Origin of the sequence: Arthrobacter sp. V1I9 (genome assembly GCF_030817075.1) — a bacterium.
Lineage (GTDB): Bacteria > Actinomycetota > Actinomycetes > Actinomycetales > Micrococcaceae > Arthrobacter.
In genome coordinates, this window is record NZ_JAUSYU010000001.1 from 3,767,601 (window position 1) to 3,781,979 (window position 14,379).

The window sequence follows — 14,379 nt, forward strand, 5'->3', positions numbered from 1 at the left end:
CCAATTCAGGGTCCTGTCCGCCTACCGCCGGCAGGACCCTGACTTGCGTCCAACCCAACCAGCAATAACGCCCGAATGCTACCAACCACATAACCAGCCCCGCTCGTCCGGCACATCCAGAGTGAAGACCCGAGCGTGCAGAGGGTTGGGAGGCTGTAGAAAGCAAAAATTTACATGCTAACCGGACGGGCTGCGCGACCCACTGCCCACAACTGGGACAATCCTTATGTTTAACCATCGCTATTGCTGCCGACGAAGCCTTTCACAGCGGCAACACCACGCCGACACACGGCTCCTTGCCTGGGTCCTCGGAACAACCGGAACTGATCTCACGCTCGGACGAGAAGCTCGTTCCGCCCGCCCACAGCTGGGACGATTCTTGTACGATATCCACCGCTCCTGCTACCTGGGAGCTACCCGGACGGCTCCCCACTCCAGCCGTATATAACTTGATTGACCCCAACCAGGGACGGCTTAGAGTCGCCCCGAGTTCCGGCCGCGGGATCACCAAAATCTTGGTTCTTGCCCCACGGAGGTTGGCAGAATGTCCATCACCGGTGTTCGAGAATGGCGGGGGAGCGCCAGCATGGGCTATGCCAGACAAGCAGGATGGCTACGGCCGATTAGCCGCCGGTGTGGTGAATGGTGAAGGCGGTCAGAAACCCCACGGCTGCTGTGAAACCTGTGAGGTTGTGGTGTTCTTCGAAGGCTTCGGGGATCATCGTGTCGGCCAGCATGGCAAGGATGCCGCCAGCCGCGATCGCAGTAATGAAGGCGACGAGTTCTGCCGGGGCATTTTCCAGGGCGGCGTAGCCAAGTAGGGAGGCTGCTCCGCAAAGGATTGCTATGGCAATCCAAATACCAAAAACATATGTGGGCCCACGCCCGGCTTTCTTCATCCCGGCCGTACTGGACAGACCCTCGGGAACGTTAGAGATAATTACGGCAGCCAGCATGGCTGGGCTAACGGTGCCGGCGGTGATAAGGCCCAGCCCCAGAACTACCGACTCCGGGATCCCGTCAATCAGCGCCCCGACTGCAATTGCGGTGCCACTGCCGGGCTCTTCCTTTTCCGAAGGTTGCTGTTGCCCGGACCGTTTCCGATGTTTCGCACCAGCTCTGCTCAGCAGGATGTTGGAACCGACAAAGATGAGCGCACCAGCCAGAAAGCCAATGACCGTCGGCAGCAGCCCTCCGCCTTCCACCGCCTCGTCGACCAGTTCGAAGGCAAGCGCTGAAATCAGGACACCTGCTCCGAACGCCATCACGGTGCCGACGATTTTGGGCGGGACGCTCCACAGCCAGGCAATTCCGGATCCCAAAACGAGGGCTCCACCGGCGACAGCGCCCCATAACAGGGCCTGCACCCAAATCGGCATTCGTCGCCCTTCCCATTCGGTCGGCCCGTCCAGCAATCAATGTCCCCACCAATGAAGGGCACGATACCAGTGGTGCCTTAAGTGCGCCCACTCCCAAACTCCGCCATTGGCCTGGAGCTTAGTTCTGTGTAGGACTGGACTTAGGAAGGGCTGCATTGGCACCGCCATCCCCTGGATTCCACGATTTATTAGCTCACTCAACGCAGCGGACAAGCGCGCAGACGCCGCAATATGGTCTCCGTGCAGCGTCGTGGAGGACTCACTGAAAACCATTCCAGCGTTACTGCAAGTTTTCACGCCGCGCGACGTCAGGCCCGGATCAGCAGTGCGAGGAACGCTTCGCCCGACCCCTGTGGGAGGCTTTGCCGAGGGCTCAGGGGAATCGGATAAGTGGAGCCGGAGCACGAACTCACGGAACCAGCCGCGGCTCTCGAGTCCGCTGGCGTCCGGACGGTTGCTGCCAGGGGCCGCCTCGGCGGGGGTCCTTCGAGTTGGCTAGTAGCGTCATGGTCTTCGCCCGGGGCCTAGTTGGTCCGGGTAGGGCGGCTGCGTGCGAGTGCGGTCGCGCCGGCGGCGAGGCCGATCAGGCCCGCGGCGAGCCCCACCCAGCCGGCAGTATTCCCGGCATCGGATGACGAAGCAGCGGCAACCGGCGGGGCCTCCGCCGCTGCCGGGGTGGTTCCCGTGGTCCCGGGGGCGGTGGTGGAGTCCGCTGCTGTAGTCACAAAGGACGGTGCCGGGTGCGACGGCTCAGCGGCGGTGGCTGCCGGTGACGCCGCCGCCGAGGCTGTGGCTGCCGAATGGTCATGGCCGGCCGCCTGGGTGTCTGCCCAGTTGACGGTGGTCCCGTCCGTGTAACCCTGCGCGGCGGGCGTGACTATCGTGGTGCCGGCTGCCGGAAGGCGCCCAACGGAAATAGTGAACATCTGGAACTCGTTCTGCCCGATCTGGTGCGTGTCGTCGGCGGTCCAGACCACGCTGGTCGGTGCCTTGGTGACCGTGGCCCCCTGGACCTCGACGGGTTTGGGCAAGTCGCTGGTGACGACCTGCGCTGTCCACCCATCGATGGGCTTGACCGAGACGGACGTCAGCGGAGTCTCGGTAGGCAGCTTCACTTCGAGCCGATTGGTTTTGGCCGTGGCGGATTCATTGGGAACGCTGAAAGTCAGCTTGGTGAACCCGCCCTCTTTCGTGACGGACGGATCGACGGTCACGTGGGCAGAGGCCACGGCCGCGCTGGCAGCGAGGAGGACAGCCGTGAGCGCGGCGGCCCCGGTCGTTGTGACGGTACGGCGGATGGAAGTTTTCATGGTGGGTGCCTTTCAGAAACATGCATGGGTCAGGAGCGGACGGCGGCATGGCAGCGCGTGTCCGGTGAAAGCGGTGGAGTGCCGCCTTCTTCCTGTCCGTGCAGGGAAAGGCGCTAGGCGGCAGGGGCCAGCACTGGGGGTCCTCGTCTTGAAGGCAACCGGATCCCTGGCCGCGACGAGGGAAGAACGACGGTACCGATGCCGAGGACGGGGGTGCGGGCGGGGAGGATAAGGGCCGGTTCGCGCTGCCGCAGGAGCGGTTCAAGCCAGCCCGCCAAGACTGCGAGGGCGCGCTCTCCCCGGGCCAAAAGCAGTGCCGTGAACACGGTGGCTACCGTGTGTGAGGCAAACATCAACCAATCCGGCGCTGCCGCGTGAGTCGGAGCGGCCCCAACTACTGCCACTGCCTCCTGGACCGAATGGGCTCCTGCATGGCCGCCGCGGCCGGTGTGGTCCGCGTGGCCTGCCAGCAGCGCCAGAGTTACCGGCGGCGGGGCCCCAACGGACAATGCCTCCAGGCCCCAGTGAAGCCAGAGCTGGCCGGCACCGACCAAGCCGGTCAGAACAGGAAAGGACAGGCGGGCCCGGGTCAACGCTGCTATCGGGATCATGGTCACGCCACACAAGGCGGCCAAGACAGACAGGGCAGGTACCTGCCCTCCTCCGGCCAAGTGCCCGCCGAAGGCGAGGCCGAGCACCACGGATCCGATGAGACCGGTGCGGAACAGCCGAAACGAAGCCCGTGGCGTCATCGGCGTTCCTTTCTCCGGCGGATCAATGCTGCCTGCAGTGCTGACCTGACAAACTTTACGGCGGCAACCCGGCCGAAATCCCCCCTTTGAGGCGTCATGACGGGCTGCCGCTTCCCCTGGGCAAACGCAGCCGAACATACCAGTCCATTAAAAGCAGGCTCGCAACAGCCACCGCCCCACTCGCGACAAGCGCCCAAGTCGTAGCAACCGGTAGCGCGGTTTCACTGGCAGGAGTGGACGGGGCAGCGGGCACCGCTGCCAAGGAGGAGGACGATCCGGGCGAATCCCCGGCTATGAACGTGTACTGACCCTCGATGGGATGTGAGTCTGAGGAAACCACCCGCCAGGTGACCGTGTACCTGCCGGCTGGGGCGCTCGTCTTCACGGCCTGTGAGGCGACGTTGTCCGTGATGACGACCGGACCCTCTGCCTGGTCAGTGCCGCTCCCGTCCGTGACCTGCACCGCTGCGCCGAGAGCTATGGGCGTGTTGTTGAACGTCAGCTTCACCGCCGCCGGGGCCTCCGCCACTACCGCGCCTTCGGCGGGCGCGAATGACTCGATCGCATCATGCGCTGCAGCAGGCGCCAGCGGAAAGAAAAACAAGAAAGCCAGGAGGAAAGTCAACGCCAAGCCACGGGCAGCGCCCCGCAGACGCCGTGCAGCTACGCATCTCGCCGCTACATCAGCAAAGCCCAGCCAGCCTTGACGATTCATCTGTGCCTCCTCCCATAGGGACAGACTGTGAAGCAACCCCGATGCTAAATAGCCCAACGTGGAAAAAACCCTGGGCAGCTAGCCACGGGTACAAAGCGGGACATACGGACCACCCTCTGGCTGTCCGGAGTTGGACATTGCTGGATAGTTCGTACCAACGGGTGGGAGACACGCATGGGAGCAACCCATGACCAACTTGTTGCCCATATACGAGTTTCGACCCGGCAGTACTACACCAACCACGGCTTCTCGGGGAGTGTTGAAATCCCAAGCAGGGGTAGGCCGGAATTTCGTCTGAGTAGGCCACACCCAAACCTGACGACGATGGTTGTGACGTGTTTATACGACTCCGACCCTGGCTTCTAGAAACCAGAGTCACGTGAAGCGCGGCGGTCCACAACCGGGGACAATTTCTCATTGGTTATCCACCGCTACTGCTGCCAGGGAGCTAATCCGAGGGCTCCCATTCCCAGCCGTGGATAACCAAAATTGACCCCAGCCGTGGACCGCCCACCGTCTCCCTGATATGCAGAAGCAAGGATGATCCAGATGTGGTCAGGCTGACAGAAGGTCCAATAATGGCGATTGAAAAGAACCGGGGGAGTGCCTGTAAAAGGGGTTGCTTGGCGCCATCATTCGTGGCGTTTCTGCCCAGATCCCGGCAGTCACAATTGCTTGGCCAGCGCCGGTTTAGGGCGGGATCGTGCCTTGGAGGCTTACTGAATTTGGGGAGCAACATTCTTGGACCCACAAGGCCCTCACGGGTAGGAATAATTCGACAACTTGCCTTCGAGCCGCAGGTACAGAAATTCAAGCTGCTCGCGCTTCGGCTTCCCCGTCTGGGGCCGCCAGCGGGGCGACTGGCCGCATAGACTGCTCGACCAGCCGTACGAGTTCGGGTAGGTCCCCGAAGGCTGGGAGCCGTAGGGCTGTAGAGGTGCGCAAGTTCACGCCAGCGGCAGACGTTTGCTGCCTCGTCGAGGACGCCGGCCAGGCGGTGCCTTTGCCTTCTTTGGAGGCTGTAGAGCGTTCCCTTGGACCGGGCGAAAGCGGCCGGGTCGAACAGTGGCCGGTTATCGGCCGGCCTTGCGCGGTGACCCAGCGGGAGACTTGCCGGTTGGTCAGGCAGGATGCCATCTGCAGGGCGGCGCCGTAGATGCCGCCGCGTTGTTTGTCGTGGAGGTTGATCACGCCTTGGACGGCGTTGCCGGTCTGGGTGAAGCCGTAGTCCATCAGGATCCCGGCAGCTGCGTCGTCGGTGGCGTCGGTCAGCCAGGTGTGAACCTTGGTGACGGGAAGGTCGGCCAGGGCAGCTGCGAGCAGGAAGCCGGCTAGCAGGTCCTGCTCGGCAGGGTCGAAGTACGCGTCTGTCTGGAACCAAGCCTCATAGTCTCTGCGCGGATTCGAAGTACTGGAAGAGTAACGGCTTGTTCAGGGTCGTCCCGATCTCGTTGGCGCTGAAGGCGGTATCCCAGATGTCGGAGTCGAGTGTCGGGGCAATGTCAACGGGAAGTGCTCCCAGAGCGGCCTGCCGGATGAGGCTGCGCATGCCGATCCGGGCACCGTGCTTGAGCCCCATGAGCAGGCCGCCCTTGATCGCTATCCAGTTTCTGCGGGCCGAGCTCATCTTCACCATGTCGATGTGTTCCTCCACAAGCTTCATGGCGGCCACAAAGACGAGTACCGCCGCCACCTTGTTCTCCGGGCGGGAGAGGAACGCGTCGATCTGGTTCTGCCGGAGTCGCTTCGTAGTGCCGGGCAGATGGTATGCCACGAAGAAGGTCTCCTGCCCGCTGTCGGGGTCCTTGTCTTTCAGCAGCATCGGCAGAGCCTCATCCTGAACCATTCGGTTAGCTAGCATCGCGCAGGACACCGGAAGGATTTCGGCCATGCCCACGAGGTCGCTGGTCGACGCCCGGGCTACCGATTCCAAGGCGGTGGGCCAGTCGCTGACGTTGGAGAAGATGAGGACCCTGCCGTCTTTCCGTAGCGTGATGTAGCTGACCGCGTAGGCGCCATCCTCCACGAATTCCTCACGCTCGATGTACGGGAAGCTATATCGGAACCGCACCGTAGGGTCATGCGCGCTGACCTGAAGGTTGGCTCCAGCCGTCTGCTCCAGAAATGGCCGCATGGCCGATTACGCCTCTTCCACCTCTTGGTTGCCGTCGTATAGGGCTCCACCTGCTCTCTCGGCGGTGGACCACGTCAGCGGGTTGCCGTTCTCGTCAACCCCGCCGTCCATGGCCATGCCGAAGAGGGGCTCAGCCTTGTGATCCGGAGCGGGGGCATCTGCCGGTGGCGGGACTGCCCCCGGCGATGCTTCTTCCGAGACCGGTGCTGCGTCACCGAGAATGCTTCCCGCGCCGGTGCCCGCTCCGTCACCTATGACCATGGCGTCGTCGAAAATGCTGCCGCCGTCACCGGTGACCGAGTCGGCGACGCTATCGCCTGAGCCGAAGAGTTGATCCAGCAGATCAGCTATAAAATCCCACACCTTCGCCACTTCCTTGAGGTGCTTGTAAGGGGCGCGCGTCAGCCGCGCGAGTCAGATAAGAATGATTGTGCAACCGGCTCTCCCGGCGGTCAATACAGGTTCAGGCGGGGGTCTTGGGCTGCTTCCACGGTCGCCACGGTCAGGGCGGTGACCAAGGGGCCGGCGGTTCCCTTGCCTCCTTTGGAGAGGCTGTACAGCGTTCCCCTTGTGAGGAGCGCCTCCAGAACGGGGTCCTTCTTGGCATCAATGAGCGCCTGATAAGATCTGGAATGGACGAACCCCGCCGGTGCGCCCGTATAAGTCCCGATGATCTTGACGGAGGCTTGCTAGAGTCCGAACATGACGACTGGGTTCGCCACAGAGGCGGAAAAGCTGACGGAGGTATGCCGGGGCATTTTCGGCGATGAATCTAAATGGATTGCGGCTGACGGCTACCCGCACAGTTTGGCACTTGGCATCATCGACTCCATCTTTTCGACAGGCTCGCACTACACCAGCGTCATCAACGTCGTGAACGCCTACCGAGAGTATCGAAACACCCAGGGCGGCGACGCTGATCGCGACGGCACGGAAGAGCTGCTGAAGACATTCGCTGACGTCGGCGACGATGCCGCTGTCTGGGCCGACAAGATCGTAAACAACCGGAAGCCGGCACACACCAAGGCGAACGCTCCGCTGAAGGCTGAGGTCATCCGCCAGGCCGCTGACGTGCTCCACCACAAGCTGCACTACAGCACGCGGGACGACCTGCACCGAGCCTATGCAGAGGACGAGCACCTGAAGAAGCTAAAGAAGGTGTGGCTGGAGCTTCCTAGCCAGCGGTCCGGCGTGACATTCAACTACCTTCTTATCCTTGCTGGTTTCCAGTCCGTGAAGCCGGACCGCATGGTGCTCCGCTTTATCCGGGAAAATGCGGAGCTCGGTGACAGGCGGTTTACCGAGGAGGAGGCCGCGGCGCTGATCAAGAAAGTAGCGGAGCTGTATTCAACCGAGCCAAGGCGGCTCGACCATGTAACCTGGCGGCACGTTTCCGGCCGTGACGTTTTCCGCGAAGAGGAAGTGTCCGTCCCCGCTCCAACTACCTCGCCGTACTGAACCCCGGCCACACGCCATACTGCCGTCTTGGTGGAACCTGACGTCTTACTCTCGTTCTGACGAGAAATACTGCGGCCAGCGATAGTTGCCCCACCGGAAGCGACAGTGAAGCGAGAAAGGCTGTTCATTAGCCCTGAGCCGCTCCTGCTCAGATTTAGGCACGTAGGTAGCCCCTCTCCCCCGCCTAGGTTGACGAAGGTCCGTTATCGGCTCCTAAATGACGGGAGTAGAAGGAGGTCCTTTTGTGAAAGTCCGAACGCTTGGGCTGAGGTTCCAGTCTTCGCCTACGGCAAGTCACCCCACATTTTTGATCGTCGTAGTGCCACTCATCGTGAGCACCAGGTTAGACGCGAGCTGAATCACCCATACGGACGCTCTTGGAGCATCGCTCCCGGACAAGAAATAACTGGTGCGATCCTGTAGTCCACCGTCGTACCATGACCCTCATATCGTGACCGGCGAGGGAGGCAATATGTACACCTTTATAGGATCGATAGCTCCGACCGATCCTTCTAAGGCTCCACCAGGCGGTACAGAGCTAGCCAGTGTGAGAGGGGTGGCTAAGGAGTGGCTGGCAGCAACCATGGCGCTGTTCGGCCTGCTCTCGTTTTCGGGCCTCTTTTTTGGTGCCGAAACGCTTAAGACTTTCGAAGACCAGGACATAGAGCTGGCCTGGAGGTTCGCTGGCTTTTTGAGCCTCGCGGTCGGCTCTGCTGCCGGATGTACTTTTTTCGGAACTCGCGCCGCTCATGGGTGGCCGCCAAGATTTGTGAAAGCGAAGAGGCAGGACGAAACGCAGCGAAAGTCACCACGGTCTGCCCAACAGAAAATTGACCAAGCACGTATGGATCTGAAAGTCGCGATGGGCCTCGCTGGCCTCGCTGTGCTCATGATACTGCTCACCGTTCTATTCGTCCTCTTCACTCAGCTCGAAAAACCAGTTCCCGTAACGGTCCAAGTCTTTGCTCCGGGTGAGATTGAGAACGTGCTCGTGTGCGGCAAGTACGCGTCGGCCAATGCTGACGGCATCTCGGTCACCAAGCCAGATGGCGGCCTGGTGATCAACCCCTGGACTGAGGTCGGCAAAGTGACTGCTGTCAAGAGCTGTTGATCCCGTCTTGAGCATTTCTGGCTCCGGCGTCCAAATGAAGAACATAGTCGGCGTCAGTCCGATCATGAGCATTGAGCCGAGCACAGCAGCACGTCGGTTAAGGCCCAGAGACTAGGACTTACTCGTGGGTCCGCTCAGAGGTTCGGTCCGGCCGCGTCCCACAGCCAGGGACAATTCCTATGGGTTATCCACCGCTACTGCTGCAATGGGAGCTACACCAACGGCTCCCGACTTCCAGCCGTGGATAACCCTAATTGACCCAACAGTGGACGGAATAGAGCCATCAGGTTAGCTTGTCGGCGCCCTATCAGGTTGACGGTATATCCGTTACCGGCGCTTGAAATAGCAGGGGCCCGTCGTCGGCCGATAACTGCAGGCAGGTGGCCCTTGCGGGGCTAGCGGATGCCTGCCCCTCGCAGGGTTCGCGCGAGTTCAGCTGCAGATGTTTGCAGTATGGCAACAGTGTGGCGAAGTACTTCCTCGGTGGCCAGTTCCGAGGGGATGGAGCAGCTGATGGCGTCAGTGCCGGGGATCCGGTATGGCACAACCACACTTACGCAGGTCAGGCCAACAGTATTCTGCTCTCGCTCAATTGAGTGTCCTGTTTTGCGGAACTCTGCCAGTTCTGCTCGCAGGCTCTCAAAGTCAGGCACACTATGTGGCGTTAGTTGCTGATACTGGCCGGTACCGATTCGTTGCTGAACCTCGGCGTCGGTGTACTCGGCCAGGATGGCCTTGCCCAGTGCGGTCACCTGGGCTGGAAGCTTTCGGCCCACTCGAGATGAAAGCCGTCGGCGGTCCACCGCTTGGCGCGTGGCCAGGTAGATAACATCGGACCGGTCCAGGCGGGCATAGTGGGTAGTGAAAGTGGTGGCATTACGGATCTTTTCCAGAACGCCGGACACGTGTTCCATCACTGGATCGCGGTCAAGGTAGGCGGTGCCGCAGAGGAGCGCATGGGTGCCGATTCGGTAGGCCCCTTCAGAATTCTGCTCGATCCAGTTGAGCTCCAGCAGAGTCAGGAGCAGCCAATGAAGACTGGAGCGCGGGTACCCTGTCTGCTTAAAAATCTCGGCAGTGGTCAGTGGCTGCGGCGCTGCGGCCAACATTTCGAGGATGGCGATGGTCCGCTCCGCAGACTTCACCATCTTCACGTCACCTACCGGTCCGGCATCGCCGGATTGTTCGTCCAGGGGGGTCATCCTTGAATCCCTGTTCCCCGCGCTTTCACAGTGCTCTCGTTCATTTCGCCTCCAGTACAGAGTAATTGTCTACCCCAAGCTGGTGACTGCTGCTTGCCCATTGTCCCCCGAGGAGCGAGTTTGGGGCAGCGTCTTCTTCCGCGTTCACTTCTGTCGCGAACGCTTCGGCGTCATCGAGGGGATTGAAACCAATCCGCCGGCCGGCCGACAGATCCGCCCACCCGCGAGAATTTGCTGAGACGGCCCAAAGCACGTGGTGCCCAGGAGCGCCTAAGTCGTTCAGCGTGGCCTCAACCAGGCGATAGGAATCGCCCGGGGACAGCCAGGACGACAGCGTCCGGATGTTATTGGGCTGCTCCCCGCCGGTGCCGATACGAGCACTGACGACCTTCATGGCGAACTTATCGGCATACAGGCTGCCAAGGGCCTCCATCGCTGCCTTACTAACTCCGTAATAGGTGTCCGGCCGGGGGGCCAGCATGATGTCCTCACGTGCAGAATCAACCGGGTGAAAGCCAACTGCGTGGGTGGAGCTGGCGAGAAGGACGCGTTTCACACCGTTTATCCGTGCTGCTTCGAGTGTCACTTGGGTACCGGTGATATTGGTGGCACTTAGCTCCTCCCAGGACTTTTCCCGGTGGATTCCGCCAAGGTGGATGACCGCGTCGGCCCCTACAAGGGCTGCATTCATGAATGCAGCGTCAGCCACGGAACCAACATGAAGTGTTTCCTGAGGACCGGGTGCAGAGGCGGCCACCAGATCAATCAGACGCACGTCATACCCGGCCCTTTGCAAATGCGGGCGCAAGAGAGTGGCCATCATGCCTGCGCCGCCCGTAACGGCGATGGTTTGCGGCTGGGAAGTTACCGGCAACGTTCCTCCTGCGGTTGACACATTTGTGATTTCACTCATACTCTCATAACGGTTGTTTCAAATCATAACAGCCATTTACATATATAAAATAGGATCGTTTCTTCTGAGTTTGCATCTAGCTTTGCGGTCTTTTGCACCGTGACTTGGATAGAAGTTAGATCACCGACCTACTCGTCGGAGCATGGCCGGCACGCTCGGTCCCCTCCTCGAGGCAGGCCCCTCCGTTCGCCCACCCATCCATGGACAAGGAAGCTCAGGATGAACTCGAAAATCGCCCTCGTTTTAAGCGTTGGAATGCTGGCAGCTACGGCACTGGCAGGTTGTTCAACGGGAATAGCCACTGAAGGCTCCTCGGTGAACCAGAACGACGAAAACTCGCAAACCTTGGAGATCTGGCAGCGGAAGGCGCCTGGCAGCCCCTCCGACAAGGTGGGCCAGGAGGTGGCCGCAGCCTTTACTGAAGCCACAGGAGTGAAGGTGGAGTTCTCCTCGATCTTGGAGGACTTCGAAATCAAGCTTCAACAGCGGGCCTCGCAGGGCGACCTGCCTGACATCGTCATCAACGACACCGCGCAGCTCGGAAACATGAAGACTCAGGGACTGCTGCGGGAAATAGATCCTGCCGATATCGAGGGCACGGACAAGATCAAGGACCGGGCCTGGGAGGGCGCGAAGGCAGCAGACGGCAAGTTCTATGGAGTGCCCCACACAGCCCAAACAGTCGCGCTGTTCAACCGTTCCGACTGGCGCCAGAAAGTGGGAGCTGAAGTCCCAACAAATTGGGACGAACTCGTCAAGCTGTGGGAAGCGTACTCGACCGAGGATCCCACAGGCACCGGCAAAGACGTCGCCGGCCTCGGTGTTCCTGGCTCCACAAAGCGCGGTTACATCTCGTGGAACACGTCATCCTTCTTCTGGTCAGGCGGCGGCGAATATTTCAAAGAAGATGGAAACGGAAAATTTACGTCCGAAGTAGCAAGTGAGGGATCAATTGCCGCCGCTCAGTGGATCCGCGGCCTGGTCTGCGAACACGACGTCCTCCAGCCCGGTGCTGGAAGCCAGGACACCACGAACGTTAAAGAACTGTTTCAGACCGGTGCCGTAGGGTCCTACCTCGTCGCACCCTACGAACTGGCGAGCTTCGATCTGAAACCAGGCAAGGACGTGGTGGAAGTATTCGCCCCTCCCGCGGGACCGGCCGGTCTGACGACCCTGGCGGAAGGCAACAACGTTTACCTGATGGCTGGCAGCCCTAATGAGTCCGCACAGGAAAAATTTGCGGAATGGGCAGTGTCTGTTGAGGGACAAACGGTGGCAATGGCGGGCGACCGAGAAGGAAACCTGGTCCGAGTGCCCGTCAACTCCGATGTGGACATGTCAAAAGTCCGCACAGACACCCGCTGGCAGATGTTTGAAAAGCTCTACGAGGAAAATGGCCGCTACGTCCCTGCAGTCCCGAACTGGGCTCCATTCCTCAACGCGTCAGCTGAAACACTCAACACGCTAATCAGTGACTGCAGCCTGGACGTCACCGATCAAATGAAGAAACTCGATGAGAAGTTCACCGCGGAACTCAGCGCTCAGGGGGCCCTGGCTCAATGAGCAATTCCGCGCTCATCGTAAAATCCCGAAAGTCTGAAGACTTACCCAGTCGACCGACCAAGCGACGCCCTGGCCGCCGCGCTGGAGCTTTCTGGGTCCCGTGGGCATTCCTCGCTCCCGCCTTGGTTCTGTTCTTGATGTTCAAGTTCATCCCCATGGGCGAAGCTGTGATGACCAGCTTCCAGAACGTGCGACCCTTCCTGGGAAACCAGTGGGTTGGCCTGGACAACTACAACGCCCTGGTTTCCAGCGATGATTTCCAGGGCGCAGTTTGGCACACACTGCTGCTCGGGGTAGGACAAACCGCAGGATCATTGCTGCTGGGCTTCGTCCTGGCGCTTCTCCTGGAGGGACAGGCCAAACGGCTGTGGTTCGTCCGGTCAGCGGCATTCCTTCCCGTGGTCGCCCCCATGGCCGTGATCGCTGAAGTCTGGCGCATCATCTACCACCCCACCGGGGACGGCATAGCCAATCAAGTTCTTTCATGGATTGCTCTAGAACCCTCGCAGTGGATCAATTCGCCGGACTCGTCCCTCATTTCCGTAATGCTGGTCGGAATTTGGCGGGGGGCGCCCTACGACATGATCATCATCGTCGCCGGCTTGGTCAGTGTGGATAAATCCCTCTACGAAGCGAGTGCACTCGACGGGGCCGGTCCCCTGCGGCGGATACTCTACGTCACGCTGCCGGCGCTCAGACCTGTAATAGCCATCCTTCTGACTCTCGCAGCAATTCGTGGCATGCGCGTCTTCACCGAGGTGTTCTTGCTGACCAACGGCGGACCAAACGGTTCCTCGGAAGTCGTTATGACGCTGATCTACAAGCTAGGTTTCGAGCGCAATCAACTCGGAATCGCGGCAGCAGGCTCAGTCCTCCTCTTTGCGGCCACCGTCGCGTTGACCCTACTGATCCAGCTCTCCCGCAGGAGGAAAGCATGAGCACAAGTTTCGATTCAGCCCTAAGCCTGGGGACTAACAACAAGCCTTGGATCAAGGCCATAAATTACTGCCTCTGGGTGCTAATCATTGTCGTCTTCGCCGGCCCCCTGGTGGCCATCATCGTGGGTGCGTTTTCCACCAACCGGGACCCATCCTCGTTGAGCCTGATACCGCAACAGCCCAGCCTGGAGAACTTCTCCACGGCTTTGGACCGCAGCGTCATGCTCTACCTCGGGAATTCCCTAGTCGTAGTCGGCATCGGCCTCCTGTTTCAAATGCTGGTCTCAGTTTTTGCAGCCTACGCCCTGGCCCGGAAGAAGTTCAGGGGACGCGGAATCGCCATGCTCCTGGTTCTGGCTACCTTGATGCTGCCTGAGGAAATTCTGGCCATCCCCCTCTCAAGGGTCCTCTCCGATGTTCCATTCATTGGGGTCAACCTCATCAACACCCTCGCCGGAATGATCGTCCCCGTCATCGCTTGGGGATTCTCAATACTTGTCATGACGGAGTTCATGAAGGAAGTGCCGATGGAACTGGAGGAAGCGGCCAAGATTGATGGGGCAGGTGAACTGCGCACTTTTTTCTCGGTCATCCTTCCCACGTGCACCCCGGCTCTCGGAGTGATCGGTGTCTTCGGGTTCACCATGATTTGGGACCAATACCTTTTGCCGCTGATCGTGGCCTCGGATTCAAACATGTTCACTCTTCCCCTGGCTCTGCGGAGTCTGCGCGCAGATCCGGAGGTTGGGCTCGGCGTCGTCCTGGTTGGAGCTACTCTCGCTCTGCTTCCCTCCGTCATAGCCTTCCTGTGCTTCCAAAAGTCATTCATGCGCGGGCTCGCCTCCGGCGCCGTAAAAGGCTAGAACGCAACTCATCACTACGATTGGACCAACACCTACATGAG

At 60.3% G+C, this 14,379-nt stretch carries 14 protein-coding genes; 6 read left to right on the forward strand and 8 right to left on the reverse strand.

Annotated features, from left to right (window positions below):
- Positions 1–623: 623 nt before the first annotated feature.
- The 4 genes from QFZ70_RS17585 to QFZ70_RS17600 all read right to left on the reverse strand — a co-directional run bounded on the left by QFZ70_RS17585 (position 624) and on the right by QFZ70_RS17600 (position 4,156).
- Positions 624–1,379 carry a ZIP family metal transporter gene (locus QFZ70_RS17585; RefSeq protein WP_307097457.1) on the reverse strand — a complete coding sequence of 252 codons (756 nt, stop codon included), beginning with the start codon at positions 1,377–1,379 and terminating at the stop codon, positions 624–626.
- Between the two features lie 524 nt (positions 1,380–1,903).
- Positions 1,904–2,689, reverse strand: coding sequence for a YcnI family protein (locus QFZ70_RS17590; RefSeq protein ID WP_307097458.1), 786 nt, complete (start codon positions 2,687–2,689; stop codon positions 1,904–1,906).
- A 113-nt stretch (positions 2,690–2,802) separates the two neighbouring features.
- The gene (locus tag QFZ70_RS17595) at positions 2,803–3,441 is read right to left on the reverse strand and encodes a hypothetical protein (protein WP_307097460.1); all 639 of its coding nucleotides are present in this window, start codon (positions 3,439–3,441) and stop codon (positions 2,803–2,805) included.
- A 94-nt stretch (positions 3,442–3,535) separates the two neighbouring features.
- On the reverse strand, positions 3,536–4,156 hold the full coding sequence (locus QFZ70_RS17600) for a copper resistance CopC family protein (RefSeq protein ID WP_307097462.1): 621 nt from the start codon (positions 4,154–4,156) through the stop codon (positions 3,536–3,538).
- A 1,110-nt stretch (positions 4,157–5,266) separates the two neighbouring features.
- Between QFZ70_RS17600 and QFZ70_RS17605 the strand changes: the two genes are divergently transcribed.
- Positions 5,267–5,491: a hypothetical protein gene (locus QFZ70_RS17605; protein WP_307097464.1), complete on the forward strand. Its 225-nt coding sequence runs from the start codon at positions 5,267–5,269 to the stop codon at positions 5,489–5,491.
- A 49-nt stretch (positions 5,492–5,540) separates the two neighbouring features.
- Here the strand turns inward: QFZ70_RS17605 and QFZ70_RS17610 are convergent, their stop codons facing one another.
- Both QFZ70_RS17610 and QFZ70_RS17615 read right to left on the reverse strand, forming a co-directional pair.
- On the reverse strand, positions 5,541–6,290 hold the full coding sequence (locus tag QFZ70_RS17610) for a hypothetical protein (protein WP_307097465.1): 750 nt from the start codon (positions 6,288–6,290) through the stop codon (positions 5,541–5,543).
- 6 nt (positions 6,291–6,296) lie between these two features.
- Positions 6,297–6,653 carry a hypothetical protein gene (locus tag QFZ70_RS17615; RefSeq protein WP_307097466.1) on the reverse strand — a complete coding sequence of 119 codons (357 nt, stop codon included), beginning with the start codon at positions 6,651–6,653 and terminating at the stop codon, positions 6,297–6,299.
- 339 nt (positions 6,654–6,992) lie between these two features.
- Between QFZ70_RS17615 and QFZ70_RS17620 the strand changes: the two genes are divergently transcribed.
- Entirely contained in the window at positions 6,993–7,748 is a 756-nt protein-coding gene (locus tag QFZ70_RS17620) for a hypothetical protein (RefSeq protein ID WP_307097468.1), read from the forward strand.
- 451 nt (positions 7,749–8,199) lie between these two features.
- Positions 8,200–8,859, forward strand: a complete 660-nt coding sequence (locus QFZ70_RS17625) for a hypothetical protein (RefSeq protein ID WP_307097469.1) — start codon at positions 8,200–8,202, stop codon at positions 8,857–8,859.
- A 395-nt stretch (positions 8,860–9,254) separates the two neighbouring features.
- Here QFZ70_RS17625 and QFZ70_RS17630 read toward each other — a convergent pair whose 3' ends face one another.
- Positions 9,255–10,061 carry an IclR family transcriptional regulator gene (locus QFZ70_RS17630; RefSeq protein WP_307097471.1) on the reverse strand — a complete coding sequence of 269 codons (807 nt, stop codon included), beginning with the start codon at positions 10,059–10,061 and terminating at the stop codon, positions 9,255–9,257.
- Positions 10,062–10,101: 40 nt separating this feature from the next.
- A complete protein-coding gene (locus QFZ70_RS17635; protein ID WP_307097473.1) occupies positions 10,102–10,974 on the reverse strand; it encodes an NAD(P)-dependent oxidoreductase in 873 nt (290 codons plus the stop codon).
- A 219-nt stretch (positions 10,975–11,193) separates the two neighbouring features.
- Between QFZ70_RS17635 and QFZ70_RS17640 the strand changes: the two genes are divergently transcribed.
- The 3 genes from QFZ70_RS17640 (at position 11,194) to QFZ70_RS17650 (ending at position 14,338) form a co-directional block, all read left to right on the forward strand.
- Entirely contained in the window at positions 11,194–12,537 is a 1,344-nt protein-coding gene (locus tag QFZ70_RS17640) for an extracellular solute-binding protein (RefSeq protein WP_307097475.1), read from the forward strand.
- Positions 12,538–12,674: 137 nt separating this feature from the next.
- A complete protein-coding gene (locus QFZ70_RS17645) occupies positions 12,675–13,475 on the forward strand; it encodes a carbohydrate ABC transporter permease (RefSeq protein WP_307097930.1) in 801 nt (266 codons plus the stop codon).
- Complete coding sequence (locus QFZ70_RS17650; RefSeq protein ID WP_307097477.1) at positions 13,472–14,338, forward strand: carbohydrate ABC transporter permease; 867 nt, start codon at positions 13,472–13,474, stop codon at positions 14,336–14,338. The genes QFZ70_RS17645 and QFZ70_RS17650 overlap by 4 nt, the downstream gene beginning before the upstream one ends.
- Positions 14,339–14,379: the final 41 nt, after the last annotated feature.

What these genes read in the sequence shown, in the direction of transcription:
- QFZ70_RS17595 (WP_307097460.1), bottom strand. Translation starts at nt 3,441, where the DNA reads ATGACGCCACGGGCTTCGTTTCGGCTGTTCCGCACCGGTCTCATCGGA.
- QFZ70_RS17620 (WP_307097468.1), top strand. Translation starts at nt 6,993, where the DNA reads ATGACGACTGGGTTCGCCACAGAGGCGGAAAAGCTGACGGAGGTATGC.
- QFZ70_RS17590 (WP_307097458.1), bottom strand. Translation starts at nt 2,689, where the DNA reads ATGAAAACTTCCATCCGCCGTACCGTCACAACGACCGGGGCCGCCGCG.
- QFZ70_RS17650 (WP_307097477.1), top strand. Translation starts at nt 13,472, where the DNA reads ATGAGCACAAGTTTCGATTCAGCCCTAAGCCTGGGGACTAACAACAAG.
- QFZ70_RS17645 (WP_307097930.1), top strand. Translation starts at nt 12,675, where the DNA reads ATGTTCAAGTTCATCCCCATGGGCGAAGCTGTGATGACCAGCTTCCAG.
- QFZ70_RS17640 (WP_307097475.1), top strand. Translation starts at nt 11,194, where the DNA reads ATGAACTCGAAAATCGCCCTCGTTTTAAGCGTTGGAATGCTGGCAGCT.
- QFZ70_RS17600 (WP_307097462.1), bottom strand. Translation starts at nt 4,156, where the DNA reads ATGAATCGTCAAGGCTGGCTGGGCTTTGCTGATGTAGCGGCGAGATGC.
- QFZ70_RS17610 (WP_307097465.1), bottom strand. Translation starts at nt 6,290, where the DNA reads ATGCGGCCATTTCTGGAGCAGACGGCTGGAGCCAACCTTCAGGTCAGC.
- QFZ70_RS17585 (WP_307097457.1), bottom strand. Translation starts at nt 1,379, where the DNA reads ATGCCGATTTGGGTGCAGGCCCTGTTATGGGGCGCTGTCGCCGGTGGA.
- QFZ70_RS17630 (WP_307097471.1), bottom strand. Translation starts at nt 10,061, where the DNA reads ATGACCCCCCTGGACGAACAATCCGGCGATGCCGGACCGGTAGGTGAC.
- QFZ70_RS17635 (WP_307097473.1), bottom strand. Translation starts at nt 10,974, where the DNA reads ATGAGTGAAATCACAAATGTGTCAACCGCAGGAGGAACGTTGCCGGTA.